At 40.5% G+C, this 12839-nt stretch carries 15 protein-coding genes; 9 read left to right on the top strand and 6 right to left on the bottom strand.

Annotated elements, in window-relative coordinates:
- Nucleotides 1–48: 48 nt before the first annotated feature.
- From FZC78_RS07115 to FZC78_RS07090, 5 genes are all read left to right on the top strand, one after another.
- Nucleotides 49–447 (top strand): GntR family transcriptional regulator, encoded by a 399-nt coding sequence (locus FZC78_RS07115; RefSeq protein WP_148938958.1) that lies wholly within the window; start codon nt 49–51, stop codon nt 445–447.
- Complete coding sequence (locus tag FZC78_RS07110; protein ID WP_148939501.1) at nt 431–1333, top strand: ABC transporter ATP-binding protein; 903 nt, start codon at nt 431–433, stop codon at nt 1331–1333. The genes FZC78_RS07115 and FZC78_RS07110 overlap by 17 nt, the downstream gene beginning before the upstream one ends.
- A complete protein-coding gene (locus FZC78_RS07105; RefSeq protein WP_148938957.1) occupies nt 1305–3263 on the top strand; it encodes a DUF6449 domain-containing protein in 1959 nt (652 codons plus the stop codon). The genes FZC78_RS07110 and FZC78_RS07105 overlap by 29 nt, the downstream gene beginning before the upstream one ends.
- Before the next feature lie 26 nt (nt 3264–3289).
- A complete protein-coding gene (locus tag FZC78_RS07100; RefSeq protein WP_187444838.1) occupies nt 3290–3808 on the top strand; it encodes an RNA polymerase sigma factor in 519 nt (172 codons plus the stop codon).
- 1029 nt (nt 3809–4837) lie between these two features.
- Nucleotides 4838–6388, top strand: a complete 1551-nt coding sequence (locus tag FZC78_RS07090; protein ID WP_148938955.1) for a hypothetical protein — start codon at nt 4838–4840, stop codon at nt 6386–6388.
- 202 nt (nt 6389–6590) lie between these two features.
- Here FZC78_RS07090 and FZC78_RS07085 read toward each other — a convergent pair whose 3' ends face one another.
- Both FZC78_RS07085 and FZC78_RS07080 read right to left on the bottom strand, forming a co-directional pair.
- Nucleotides 6591–7520 carry a CorA family divalent cation transporter gene (locus FZC78_RS07085; RefSeq protein WP_148938954.1) on the bottom strand — a complete coding sequence of 310 codons (930 nt, stop codon included), beginning with the start codon at nt 7518–7520 and terminating at the stop codon, nt 6591–6593.
- A gap of 125 nt (nt 7521–7645) precedes the next feature.
- A complete protein-coding gene (locus FZC78_RS07080; RefSeq protein WP_148938953.1) occupies nt 7646–8497 on the bottom strand; it encodes a DegV family protein in 852 nt (283 codons plus the stop codon).
- Nucleotides 8498–8691: 194 nt separating this feature from the next.
- On the opposite strand from FZC78_RS07080, the gene FZC78_RS07075 reads away from it, so the two are divergent.
- Nucleotides 8692–9018, top strand: a complete 327-nt coding sequence (locus FZC78_RS07075; RefSeq protein WP_148938952.1) for a four-helix bundle copper-binding protein — start codon at nt 8692–8694, stop codon at nt 9016–9018.
- Between the two features lie 91 nt (nt 9019–9109).
- Here the strand turns inward: FZC78_RS07075 and FZC78_RS07070 are convergent, their stop codons facing one another.
- Nucleotides 9110–9340 carry a hypothetical protein gene (locus FZC78_RS07070; RefSeq protein WP_148938951.1) on the bottom strand — a complete coding sequence of 77 codons (231 nt, stop codon included), beginning with the start codon at nt 9338–9340 and terminating at the stop codon, nt 9110–9112.
- Nucleotides 9341–9490: 150 nt separating this feature from the next.
- Here FZC78_RS07070 and FZC78_RS23550 point away from each other — a divergent pair, with 150 nt between their 5' ends.
- Nucleotides 9491–9640, top strand: a complete 150-nt coding sequence (locus tag FZC78_RS23550) for a hypothetical protein (protein ID WP_187444837.1) — start codon at nt 9491–9493, stop codon at nt 9638–9640.
- Between the two features lie 240 nt (nt 9641–9880).
- Here FZC78_RS23550 and FZC78_RS24195 read toward each other — a convergent pair whose 3' ends face one another.
- From FZC78_RS24195 to FZC78_RS23540, 3 genes are read right to left on the bottom strand one after another with little or no spacing between them, the layout of a single operon-like run.
- Entirely contained in the window at nt 9881–10198 is a 318-nt protein-coding gene (locus FZC78_RS24195; protein WP_252183536.1) for a hypothetical protein, read from the bottom strand.
- Entirely contained in the window at nt 10195–10401 is a 207-nt protein-coding gene (locus FZC78_RS23545) for a hypothetical protein (protein ID WP_187444836.1), read from the bottom strand. The genes FZC78_RS24195 and FZC78_RS23545 overlap by 4 nt, the downstream gene beginning before the upstream one ends.
- A gap of 60 nt (nt 10402–10461) precedes the next feature.
- Nucleotides 10462–10884, bottom strand: a complete 423-nt coding sequence (locus FZC78_RS23540; protein ID WP_187444876.1) for a hypothetical protein — start codon at nt 10882–10884, stop codon at nt 10462–10464.
- Nucleotides 10885–11013: 129 nt separating this feature from the next.
- Here FZC78_RS23540 and FZC78_RS07045 point away from each other — a divergent pair, with 129 nt between their 5' ends.
- Both FZC78_RS07045 and FZC78_RS07040 read left to right on the top strand, forming a co-directional pair.
- A complete protein-coding gene (locus FZC78_RS07045) occupies nt 11014–12045 on the top strand; it encodes an STAS domain-containing protein (RefSeq protein ID WP_148938950.1) in 1032 nt (343 codons plus the stop codon).
- 402 nt (nt 12046–12447) lie between these two features.
- Entirely contained in the window at nt 12448–12801 is a 354-nt protein-coding gene (locus tag FZC78_RS07040; RefSeq protein ID WP_148938949.1) for a hypothetical protein, read from the top strand.
- Nucleotides 12802–12839: the final 38 nt, after the last annotated feature.

Raw genomic sequence — 12839 nt, 5'->3', positions numbered from 1 at the left:
AACTGTATTAACAATAGTAGTACACTTGATACAGCAGGGAGGGTATAAATGTTCGAACTCGATTTAAGAAGCCGTAAGCCTATTTATGAACAGCTTGTTGAAAAGTTTAAAGTGTTGATTATCAATGAAGTATTGAGTGTGAATGAACAGTTACCCTCTGTGAGAACCCTGGCTGGTGAGTTGACAATCAATCCCAATACTATTCAAAAAGCCTACAGAGAACTGGAAGTACAAGGATATATTTATTCCGTTAAAGGAAGAGGCAGCTTTGTGAATGAAGCTGCACAAATTGGAGATGCCGATAAACTAAATAAGGTCAGGGCTGATTTGCAGAAACTGATAGCTGAAGGAATCTATCTCGGAATTACGAGTGATGAATTGATCTCAATGATTAAGGAAATAGAGGGAAGTGCTGGAGGGGGGCTTAATGATGATACAACTTCATAAAATATCAAAGCAGTTTGAAGGCAAAGAGAGTGTTCATGATGTTTCCCTTTCAATCAAAAAAGGTTCTGTATACGGACTGCTGGGTTCCAATGGAGCAGGAAAAACAACGCTTCTAAAGATACTGGCAGGCATCTATAAACCGGAAAGTGGAGAGGTGAAAATATTTGGACAGCAGGTGTTTGAAAGTCCTGAAATAAAACAGAAGATTTTTTTTCTGGCCGACACACCAGGCTTCTTCCCGCAATATACTTTGAAGCAAATGGCTTCTTTTTACAGGGCCATTTATAAGAATTGGGATGAAGAGAGATTCCTGGAACTATGCATGGGTCTCGGTATCGACACAAGGATCAAATTACATAAATTTTCTAAGGGAGTTCAACGGCAAGCTGCCTTCTTAATTGCCTTATCATGCCGTCCGGATTTGTTAATCATGGACGAGCCTGTCGATGGATTGGATCCTGTAGTACGAAAGAAAATTAAATCCATCCTTATGGAAGAAGCAGCTTATAGGGAGATGACTATCCTGATTTCCTCCCATAATCTGGAGGAAATTGAAGATCTTTGTGATCATGTGGGGATTCTTCACCAAGGGAGGATGTTAATACAAAAAGAATTAGATGAATTAAAATCAGTGTTTCACAAAATCCAGGTTGCTTTTCGCGGAGACACGCCGCAAGAAATGGTTGATAAACTGCACGTTTTACAGAGAGAAAAAAGAGGAAGTGTTCTGTCTTTCATTGTCAAAGGTGCTGAGCAAGAAATAGAAGAGGTCGTAACCAGCTTCCAACCTGTTATTTTCGATATACTTCCATTAACTTTAGAGGAAATATTCATTCATGAAATGGGGGATGCCGGATATGCACTTAAGAACATCCTGGTTAAATAAAGAAATCCTATTTCTGATTGGCAGGAATACCGGCTGGATAGGAATCTTGTATTTCGCAGGCTTGGTCTTTGCGCTTCCGCTAAATGTTTGGATGGGGATCTCCAATGAAGAAAGTTATCAATACCTCTTAACTTACGGCAGAATGTTTCGTGTGAACTATGTTCTGCAATCAGGGATGATAATGGTGGTACCTGTTTTGCTGTCGGTCTTTTTATTCCGGTTTTTGCATGTAAAACAACAGGCTGACTTGATTCATAGTCTTCCTGTCAGAAGAGGAACTCTTTTTCTGCAATTTTCCGCAGCAGGCCTTTCTATGCTGGTTTTGCCTGTTATCTTGACTGGACTCATCATGAGTATCATGACAGGGGTAATCGACCTGGGACAGCATTTTCAGTATGAGGATATATGGAAATGGGCATTCACTACCATTTTGTTCATCAGTATATTTTATGTAAGCGGGATTGCTGCAGCCATGTTAACGGGCCTCTCAGTAATCCAGGCACTACTGACTTATATACTGCTTCTTTTTCCATCAGGAATATTTATATTAGTTGTTTTAAACCTAAAGAATTTCTTGTTCGGTTTTCCAGAGGAATACTATATGAACGTACAGTCTGAAAATTTCTCTCCGATTGTAAAAGCAGGAATGCTGGATGAAACCTTCTTAACCGTCAGCGAGGCGGCTATATACATAGTGGTCAGTGTCATTCTATTCATTTTGGCCTTTTTTCTATATAAGAAACGAAACATCGAATCTGCTTCACAAGCTTTAGTTTTTCCGGTTCTGACGCCAGTTTTTCAGTTTGGACTGATTTTCAGTTTTATGCTTCTTACCGGCGCTTACTTCACAGCGATGCAGCCAGATTCAAGATGGACGATTTTTGGTTATGCAGCCGGTTTTACGATAGGATTTTTAACTTCTGAAATGATTCTGCAGAAAACATGGAGAGTGTCATTCAAGATCAAACGGTTAATCATTTTCGCTGCTTTTATCACATTGGCAGCCTTGGTTTTTCAAATTAGCTCTGAGAACTACGAGACTTATATACCGCAAGAAAAAGAGATAGACAGAGTCTTCTTCAGCGGAAACATTTATTCTTATATGGAAGAATACGAAGAGCCGACTGTCCGGTACCTAACTGAGAAAGAGAATATTCACATCGTTTTGGGACTTCACCAGGCTATTCTTGAAAATCGGAATAGTCATGGATCAGAAAGGATTTATATTATATACGAATTAAAAACAGGAGAAAAGGTGGTCAGGGGATATCAGTTAAATCGAGATCACTTTGATGCGTATTTTGAATCTCTATATGAATCTCTTGAATACAAAAAGTCATATAATGAAATCCTCTCAATGGAAGAGGATAAAGCTGATAAATTAACCATTACAGCTAGAGGCCCGCATAACAGGCAAGTCACAATTACGGATGAGTTTCTTTTACAAGAGGCAGCTCAAATTCTAAAAAAAGAGGTAGAGGAAGAATCCTACCAAAGCATGGTCGATCGTACGGACTCTCTTTATGATATCGAATTCCTGCTGTCTGATGACAAAAGAGTATATGTACCTTGGAAGCCAACTTATACTAACTTCAGAAATTGGCTTATTGAGCAGGGTCTGTATGAGAAAGTCCAAGTCACAACGGATGACATTTCAAAAGTGCTTGTCGTCAAACGAGAAAGTCTCGATTCGGAAACAGGAATGGATTTGGATTTCAACCAGTCCCTTGAAATACTCGAGGAAGAAGGAAAAGCACTAAAAATAGATTCGGATTTAAAAGTTGAAGAATTATTGGAGGTAACTTCATGGACCTTGGAGGGTGATTACGTCGCTGCCTTCTACTTTAAAGGTAATGATTATCCTGACATTAAAGGGTTTACCTCCGCTAATGAAGTGCCGGAGTATGTTGAAAATCATTTTGGAAGATAGTGGATTAGTGGACAGGGGTGGGTTTCTTGAGAATTGACTTTAACCATTTATATGAAGATTATAATAAGCTGGTTTTCCAGATTGCTTTCCGGATCACCAAGAATAAAACCGTTTCAGAAGATATTGTGCAGGAAACCTTTCTAAAAGCCTATAAAAAACTCGATACCCTTTCAGAGCAGGAAAAAGCAGGGAGCTGGCTCTCAGCTATTGCTACCCGGACCAGCATTGACTTTCTCCGAAAAGAAATCAGGGCAAGGGAAGTATTACTTGATCCATTTACCATAGAGCTGAATGGTTCGATAGTGCCGGCAGGGGAGAGTGTGCAGGAGTCTGTCGATATAATGTTACTCAAACAGGACATTGAGACACACATAAAACAGCTGCCGGTGGCACAGCAGGAAGTTTTTATGCTCCGTATACAGTACGGGATGAATGAGGAAGAAATAGCTAAAAAACTTGATTTAAAGAAAAGCACCGTCAAGACCCGCTTCTTCAGGGCAAGGAAAAAATTAAAACATATGTACAAATTAAAATGCAGTGCCTGAATATTCTTAGAGACAATTACTGAAAGGTCTGTTTTTTAGTAACGGGTTCTGTTTTGAAGTACAAACTTTTAATTGGCCAAAGAAATGGTTGAGTGATTCACACCAAAAAAATGTATACTGATTTCCACTCCAGGTGCGTGACTCCGCGGGGCGTGCGGTGAAGTAAAAGCGGAAGCACCTTGATCAGCCCCGACAGGCAAATGTTCCAAAGAGAAAAAAAGGCGGCGGTCTTCCTTTTTATCTCTTGGGGTTATTTGACCCAAAGGGGCTAGGTGCTGGAACTAGACGGCACCAAAAGTGGAAGCACCTTGATCAGCCCCGACAGGCAAATGTTCCGAAGAGAAAAAAAGGCGGTCTTCCTTTTTATCTCTTGGGGTTATTTGACCCCGAGGGGCTAGGTGCTGGAACTAGACGCACGCTAGTCCCGCAGGAGGTCACGCACCTTCCGTTCCAATCAAATCATTGCTAGATTTTTTAGAATTAACACCTCCCCTTCATATTAATATGGGATTGAAAGTGTATAGTTGATTTCACCACTCTTTTTTTGGTGATTTAACGGTATTCTTGCTGGTAAATCTGTTCAATTAGTAATAGGGTTCTTTCAGGTGATTAGTATAAGATTGACCATCCAAAAAATATACGGTTAAAAGAAGCTTAGAGACTAGTTTCTCTAAGCTTTTTTAGTAAATAGAAATTCGCAGCTAATATAACTCAATCAAGAATCTGGGAAGAAAGTGGCTCAAGACAGATTTCCTTTCTTTCTTTAATGTGGCTGCCAATAAAGTATTGACTTTTCGGAAAATTCCACCTAGAATTTTACATGAGAATTTTGTTGTTACATTATTGTAATATAAAATTTTCAGGTCTGTAATTAGTCTTTGAAAAAGGCTCTTTTCGTAAATTTTGTTGCTATTTTGGTACTAGTTCCTGAAAAAATCAATCTCAGGAAGGAAATAGTATGGTGATATCGAAAAGCAGCAATATATGCGAAGACAGCCTTATAAATAAAACAATATAAAGGATGTTTAGATGAAGCAAAAATTAAAATCTTTTGGAATACCATTACTAGCAATCATTGCATTGATTGCAGCTTTATTTTTTCATCAGCTTTCGTCTATGACAAAGCTGCCGAATCAAGAATGGAGCCGTTCGATACCATTTAATTTTGAAGGTCAAGAAAGCCCTATTACCTTTCAAAGGCAGAATGAAGTGTACCTGACGAATGTAGACGAAGTCAGGAAGTTTACTATAGGGGAAGGACTCACTATTGAAAAGACTGAGACACTATCCATGGACATACCAAGGGGATATCCTTTTTGGACTGATGGAACTGAATTTATTACTCTTTCAGGTGGTCAGTTAACGCTGACAGCTGACGGTAAGACAGAGGTGATCGATGAAGAAGTAACCGGAATTGCTGCCAAAGAAGAACAAGTCCTCTACTGGAAACAGGGAGCAGTATATGAATATAAACCTGCAGATGGGGCGGCAAGTGAACTACATACTTTTACTAATGAAATTCTCGATGTTGTATTCGGAAATGACGGAAGTTACGCAGTGATCCATCAGAAAGATACAGTGAATGCGGAAGTGTTCTATGTGAGTTCAACCGGTGAAATGGCAAGCTCCCCGGTTTTAACCGTAAAAAATTCAACGTATGACCAGCTTGGCAGCTTGGTCCTTCATAGTGATGGTGATGAGGTCACGATTGTATTTGGCAGGAAAATGAGAACAGGGGGTTCGCTCTCTTTCAATATGTTTAAAGCAGCAGGCAAAGTAAGTTCATTGGAAGCCGCTCCGCTTTCTGCTCAAAAACTGACCTTTATTAATGAAGAAACAAATGCAAAACTTCAATCTCCCGATTATGCAAGAATAGTGAGCCTCAATGGAGAATTGAACCTTATATTTACAGCTGAGGGGCAGAGGGTCGGTGATAACCGGAGTATCAGGCTGTATGCAGGAGAGTTGGAGGACGGAACACAAATAGCTGCCAGACCTGTTAATACTAATCAAAATGTAGCTCAAAATCCTATGAAGATTAATGAAGAGTCACTATTATGGATTTCATTCAACGGGGACTATTATCAGCTCTATGGTGCTTCGCAAAACAGCAAGGTGAAGGAAGCAAGCATTGAGCTTGCTGCCGAGGATTGGAAGCTCAGTGCATATAATGCATTCTTGATGCTGTTCAGCAGCATGGTTACGGTGCTGACTGCTTCTTATTGGCTTTTTCCATCGTTGACCTTATTGCTGGTACTTTACATTTGGAGCCCTAATACCTTTGAGAAAGAAGAAATCAACTGGGTGGAGTATGCTTCCATTGCCTTATTCCTTGTTATGCCATTTACTTATATGAGCAGGGCTATGAACTCTTTCTTTTATGAGGTGGCACCATTCTACTACACCTTTCCTTACAGCGGAGCAATATTGCTGGTCGCCATCAGCTTAGTGACAGCCATCATTTGGAAGGTTGGCAGGGACCCTGAATGGGGAACATTTGCAGGTGTTTTCTATTATATGCTTGTTTACATGATGCTTTATATATTCTCCATAGGGCCTTATGTTTTTAATTTGTTTTAAGAGAAACTGGTGAAGTGTTCATTTTTTATCAGTAAAGGGCTGGTTAGAATGAATAGGCTTCTTCAAACTATCTGAAGAGCATTACAGTAAACAGCATTTTTCTACGGCGGTCGTTTTGTCAGCGGCTGCCTTTTTCCTTTTTTCATCACAGAAAGGTCCCTAACCTATGTATTACTTCCTAGCAGGGGTGCGTGCACATTGCTTAATTCTTTCTGTCTCTTCCTTTTTTTCCTTCAAGGATATTCTGTGTCCAGCCTTTCTTATGGAGCCAGATAAATATTACAATGGATGATAACAGAATGAAGGTCAGAGCAAGCGGGTATCCATACGGTTCATTCAGCTCTGGCATATTCTTGAAATTCATGCCCCATAATGCACCAAGTGCAGTCATCGGGGTTGTAATTACTGTAAAGACGGTTAAGGTTTTCATGATTTCATTTCCACGGTATTCTACCAGTGTATTATCCAGGTTCAATAATTTATTCAGTGTTCCATTGTAGTGCTGAATCAATTTGAAAATCTTTTGCACTCTGGCTTCTACTTTGATGTATTCTTTTGAATTTGAAAAAACATCACCATAAGCAGCTTTCAGAGTCAACAGGAACTCTTCATAAGGTAGTAACATATTCTCCCAGCGGATCAGCTTATGCCGATAATCAATCAGTTGTGAAAGGTGTTCAGAAGTTTTATTTCCCTCAATTCGGCTGTGAAGCATCTTAATGTGCTTAAAACTTGGGTACAAGTCCATCGTGTACCTGTCCAGTACCAGGTTAATTAAGAGTAAAAAAGACTCATGAGGTGAGGGACAGCTCTTCATAATCGTATGAAGTTCCTTAGGCTCCTTCCAATGGAACAATGTGGTGGAAAACCCGGCAGTAATCAGCCTATCCTTTGTTAAAATAAAGTGAATATCTTCTGTCTTTAGTTCCTTCGTAATAGTGATTGGCAAGGAACCGGCCATTGTTATCCGGCCATCAGACTCCTCGTCAGAGAGGGTAAAGTGATCGCTGTGTGCGCCGTGCTCCGCAAACCAGCTTTTATGGTTGAACTTGGGACCCAAACCGTATTGAAACCGATCATCACTAACCGAATCAAGCCTGATCCAGTCCCAACTTATTTGATTGTTTTGCATCCTCTTTCACGCCTTTCACTAAGTTTAAAGCAGCCGTATAAAAAAACATTCCCCTTCTTCTGCCCTGTAAAACACAGGAAGAAAAGGGGAATATTAATAGATATTGGGTTTTCCTTGCTTTTTTCCTATTTGGGATTGTTCTGCCACATGAGCCCGACGGTTCCTTCCCCGGCATGAACGGCAATTGTTGAGCTGATTTCACCAACAACAAATTGTAATGAGGGGTATTTCGAACTAAGCTCATTCTTGATCTCTAGGGCTTTTGCAGGAACATTTCCGTGCAAAATCTGAATCTCGTTTACTTTATATTTACTATAGGAATCATCGAATAGTTCAAGTATTCTTTTTGTTGCTTTTTTTTCAGACCGGACTTTTTCAGAGAGCATAAATTCTCCAGAAGGGGCGATTCGGATAATAGGTTTTATTTTAAGAAGGTTTCCCAGCAGGAATTGTGTTCCGGACATCCTGCCACCTTTGTAGAACTGCTCAAGACTGCCTAGAAGAATAAGATTCTCGTGCTTTTCTGCCTCGGCACGCAGGTTGTCTGCTATTTTGGTATGGTCTGATTCCGTTTCTGCCTGCCGGATACCCGAGAGGAGAAGGGAGGTTATCGCATAACTCATGGACTTGCTGTCAATGACTTCCACCGGGAAATCGGCAATTTCCGCGGCAGATCTTGTCGCCTCTAAGGTCCCGCTCAATTTGCCTGAAATGTGGATGGCAATGGCTGCATCATAGTCGTCTTTTAATGAACTAATGATTTCTGCAGTTCTGCCCACTGAAGGCTGTGAAGTTTTTGGGATTTCTTTCTCGTTATTGATTTTCTCATATAACTGCTCGGTAGTTAAGTCAACCCCATCTTCATAAGCCTCTGCACCAAAGATAATACTTAACGGCAGGACAAATACATCCTGATTGTTTTTAAGACTTTCTGTTATATAAGCCGTACTGTCTGTAATCCATGCAATCTTTTTCATACAATCTTCCTTTACTATTTCAAATTGTTTTATGTTTGAATATTCTTTTCAGGAATTATTATTAATTCATAGAGGTACATAAACATTCTATCAATAACCATTTCATTATACTATAGGAAACCAATCTGGTAATCCCGTTTTAAAATGATTTAATGGGGAAAAGTTGTGTAAATCATGTTAAAGGAGTGGTATCAATGAAGAAAACCTTTGAGGAATGCATCAAAGCATGTCAGGAATGTTTAGAGGCATGCAATGTCTGTTTTGACAGCTGTTTAAATGAAGAGAATGTCGGCATGATGGCAGGCTGCATCCGTTTGGATCGTGAATGTGCAGATGTTTGTTCTCTGGCTATCAATTCCCTGCAGTCTGACAGCCCAAACGTTAAGGAGATCCTGAAGCTTCTAGTCTCAGTATGTGAATCTTGCGGGACTGAATGCAAGAAGCATGAACATGCTCATTGTCAGAGATGCGCAGAGGCATGCTTTAATTGTGCAGAAAAATGCCAAAAACTGATTGCATAAAAAAACTGTGTTCATAATCAGAGCCGTCCTCTTTAATGAGAACGGCCCTGACTTTAACCCTTTTATATGCGGGGTTCATAGAGTATATACCTTAATTATAGTCCTGGTCATACTTTCGTTCACTTGAAGATTGATCTTTAGTGTTAGATTTTGCTCGTTCTTCTTGCTTTTCTTCTCGTATATCCTCCATAGGGAGTGGATCTACGGTTTGCTCGCTTTCAAACTTGTCCAGTATGCTTTCTTTATCACTGTCATATTGCTCGGGATTATCAAATCTATCAAAACCTTTACCCTTTTCAATATTATTGTTTTTGTCTTTCATGTGAAATGCCTCCTTAAAATAATATTTAGTTATTAAAAGTTCCCTAATATGGGATGAATCAAACAAAAATCTAAACCTTCCTAATATTCCCGTTTTTCAATCCAAGGATTTTGGGTAAATAGATTTTAAAATAGGAAGGAGTGATGAAGTATGAGCAACCAAGGCAGCTGGTATACTTCCAAAAACGATAAGTATGAAACCTGGAAGGGACGACAGGACCGGACGGTTATAAATAAAAGCTTGCTATACTATGGGGTGCCCTCTCTTCTTATGATAGGACTTCTGATATTGGGTGCCTAAAGCTCTGCAATTAATGCAGAGTTTTTTCTTTGCTTAAAATTAAAAAATCAATGTGTGTGGACAACTTTTATCTCGTCCAGCTTCAGCGCCTAGCCCCTCGGGGTCAAATAACCTCAAGAGAATAAAAGGAAAGAGCACCTTTTTTTCTCTTGAGAACATTTGCCTGTCGGGGCTGATCAAGGCGCTTCCGCTTTTGATACGTCCAGCTTCAGCGCCAAGCCCCTCGGGGTCAAATAACCCTCAGAGAATAAAAGGAAAGAGCACCTTTTTTTCTCTTGAGAACATTTGCCTGTCGGGGCTGATCAAGGCGCTTCCGCTTTTGATACGTCCAGCTTCAGCGCCAAGCCCCTCGGGGTCAAATAACCTCAAGAGAATAAAAGGAAAGAGCACCTTTTTTTCTCTTGAGAACATTTGCCTGTCGGGGCTGATCAAGGCGCTTCCGCTTTTGATACGTCCAGCTTCAGCGCCAAGCCCCTCGGGGTCAAATAACCTCAAGAGAATAAAAGGAAAGAGCACCTTTTTTTCTCTTGAGAACATTTGCCTGTCGGGGCTGATCAAGGCGCTTCCGCTTTTGATACGTCCAGCTTCAGCGCCAAGCCCCTCGGGGAGAACATTTGCCTGTCGGGGCTGATCAAGGCGCTTCCGCTTTTGATACGTCCAGCTTCAGCGCCAAGCCCCTCGGGGTCAAATAACCTCAAGAGAATAAAAGGAAAGAGCACCTTTTTTTCTCTTGAGAACATTTGCCTGTCGGGGCTGATCAAGGCGCTTCCGCTTTTGATACGTCCAGCTTCAGCGCCAAGCCCCTCGGGGTCAAATAACCCTCAGAGAATAAAAGGGAAGTACGCCTTTTTTTCTCTGAGGAACATTTGCCTGTCGGGTCTGATCAAGGCGCTTCCGCTTTTGATACGTCCAGCTTCAGCGCCAAGCCCCTCGGGGTCAAATAACCTCAAGAGAATAAAAGGAAAGAGCACCTTTTTTTCTCTTGAGAACATTTGCCTGTCGGGGCTGATCAAGGCGCTTCCGCTTTTGATACGTCCAGCTTCAGCGCCAAGCCCCTCGGGGTCAAATAACCTCAAGAGAATAAAAGGAAAGACCGCCTTTTTTTCTCTGAGGAACATTTGCCTGTCGGGGCTGATCAAGGCGCTTCCGCTTTTGATGCGTCCAGCTTCAGCGCCAAGCCCCTCGGGGTCAAATAACCTCAAGAGAATAAAAGGAAAGACCGCCTTTTTTTCTCTTGAGAACATTTGCTTGTCGGGGCTGAGCGAAGCGGTTTGAATTTTTGTTCTTTGTAAAGAGATAAGGCCTGCGGCTTTACGGATATACTAACTTAAGTTAAATTAATAATATAAAATTATACGGGGGTCCTTATATATATGAAAAAGAACGACAATCTACATAATGATCAAATAAATGTCGGGGGTCTGGATTTTGCCTGGCAGTTGGAACAGGGATTATTCCTATTTGAAGGGGAGGATGCCGTTTTATTTTGGATATCATCTGCAATGAAGTCTTTTTTTGACACAATTGAAGAGGTTTCAGGAAAAGAAGCAGCCAAAGTTGTGCTTGAAACTACAGGGTTCAGACAGGGACTTGTAGTAGGTCAATACTTTCAAAGACTGGATATGCCGCTGGAGCAAGTAGCAGCAGCGATTCCGGCTACATATGCCTCCGCGGGGTGGGGAAAGATTGAAATTCACAATTTAAATAAAGATGAACATACTGCGGCAGTAAGATTGAAAGACAGCTGGGAAACAAAGATTAATGTAGCACAAGGCAAGGAGCAATCGACAACATTCCTGGCAGGTCACTTTTCAGGAATATTTACTGGACTGTTTGGTGCTAATGTATGGTTCACCTTGTTAAAGGATCAAATACAAAATGAGGATTATAGTGAGTTTCAATTTGCTCCGTCAGATATCACTATAGAAGAGAATATTCATGATCTTGCCAGAAAGTCTGAATCGGATAGAATAGTGAAACTGGAGAGTATGGTGGAAGAACGAACCCAGGATCTCACTGACCTTGTAAAAGAAATTTCATCGCCTATCATTCCAGTGCTGGAGGGGATAGTTGTTGTCCCTTTACTCGGCAAATATGATGAGAATCGATCCGAAGACCTGATTACCAAGACACTTAATAATCTTCCTAAACATAAAGCAGATTATCTGGTGATCGACTTGACTGGCCTTCATCAGTATATCAGCCAATTCACTGTTGAATTTCTGAGCAAACTTGCATCGGCTGCTTCCTTGATAGGGACTGAAACGATTCTTGTAGGAATTTCACCGGAACTTGCACAGGAAATAACGGGTACCGATATGCAATTGTCCCGTTTCAGTTGTTTTTCCACTCTGAAGCATGGCATTTATTATGCAATTGGACAGCAAGGAAGACAATTATATTAAAAAGCGAGCGGATCCCGCTCGCTTTTTTAATTTATTGAAAATAGATTGAACGTATCTGGGAAAAAATGGGGCTGCCAGAGTATTGAAAACCTCCTTATGAATAGATTGGTTTCCAGACCTCTTCATTCCATCATAGTAGGAGGTATAATCTTTAAAGGATATGAACAAATCTTAATTGAGTTACCCGTCGAATATTTTTCACTTAAGTGCTGCAGCATTAATCATTATCTTATTGATTAAGAATGTAAGGGAAGTTCCTCAGCTGTTTTTAGTGCTATTTCTTAAATATGTTATCTTTCCTCTTATACATCAAGAAAACAGCTGTACAAAAATGTCAATTTAAATTCAAGCCGAGTTTATAAGATCAAAAGGGAGGGAAAAGATAAGAAGGAGGGGTGAACCATGCAAGCTAAAATTATTGGAGTATACAGTACAGGTAAACAGTTGATTTCTGATATAGAAACCAGACAAGTAAGAGATTCAGAGTCTGATATTCTGTTTTTTACTGCCGATCCTAAACAATATGAATTTGTTGATAATGAGACTTCCTTAAAGGGGAACCTATTGGAAACATCCTCCTCCAATAGTGACAGCGGCATTCACAGCTTAGCTACCGCTTTTGATGAAGATGATGGTTCTGTAGAATTGATGAGGTTAGAAAAAGTTCTTCGTGATAATGGCTTTTCAGAAGAAGATGCACAGGAATGTAAAACTTATCTGCATAAAGGGATGATTGTTGCGGCTGAAAAGGTTTAACTGATAGAAGGCAGTGGTAAGAATCAATTGTAGCAAGA

This window comes from Rossellomorea vietnamensis, from assembly GCF_008180415.1.
Taxonomy (GTDB): domain Bacteria; phylum Bacillota; class Bacilli; order Bacillales; family Bacillaceae_B; genus Rossellomorea; species Rossellomorea vietnamensis_C.
Note: the sequence above shows the minus strand (reverse complement) of the source record. Positions and strands in the feature narration are given on the sequence as shown.

Excerpts from the sequence above, each read along its gene's own strand:
- FZC78_RS07115 (WP_148938958.1), top strand. The coding sequence starts at position 49 with ATGTTCGAACTCGATTTAAGAAGCCGTAAGCCTATTTATGAACAGCTT.
- FZC78_RS07110 (WP_148939501.1), top strand. The coding sequence starts at position 431 with ATGATACAACTTCATAAAATATCAAAGCAGTTTGAAGGCAAAGAGAGT.
- FZC78_RS07105 (WP_148938957.1), top strand. The coding sequence starts at position 1,305 with ATGCACTTAAGAACATCCTGGTTAAATAAAGAAATCCTATTTCTGATT.
- FZC78_RS07090 (WP_148938955.1), top strand. The coding sequence starts at position 4,838 with ATGAAGCAAAAATTAAAATCTTTTGGAATACCATTACTAGCAATCATT.
- FZC78_RS07085 (WP_148938954.1), bottom strand. The coding sequence starts at position 7,520 with ATGCAAAACAATCAAATAAGTTGGGACTGGATCAGGCTTGATTCGGTT.
- FZC78_RS07080 (WP_148938953.1), bottom strand. The coding sequence starts at position 8,497 with ATGAAAAAGATTGCATGGATTACAGACAGTACGGCTTATATAACAGAA.
- FZC78_RS07075 (WP_148938952.1), top strand. The coding sequence starts at position 8,692 with ATGAAGAAAACCTTTGAGGAATGCATCAAAGCATGTCAGGAATGTTTA.
- FZC78_RS07070 (WP_148938951.1), bottom strand. The coding sequence starts at position 9,340 with ATGAAAGACAAAAACAATAATATTGAAAAGGGTAAAGGTTTTGATAGA.
- FZC78_RS23550 (WP_187444837.1), top strand. The coding sequence starts at position 9,491 with ATGAGCAACCAAGGCAGCTGGTATACTTCCAAAAACGATAAGTATGAA.
- FZC78_RS23540 (WP_187444876.1), bottom strand. The coding sequence starts at position 10,884 with ATGTTCTCAAGAGAAAAAAAGGCGGTCTTTCCTTTTATTCTCTTGAGG.
- FZC78_RS07045 (WP_148938950.1), top strand. The coding sequence starts at position 11,014 with ATGAAAAAGAACGACAATCTACATAATGATCAAATAAATGTCGGGGGT.
- FZC78_RS07040 (WP_148938949.1), top strand. The coding sequence starts at position 12,448 with ATGCAAGCTAAAATTATTGGAGTATACAGTACAGGTAAACAGTTGATT.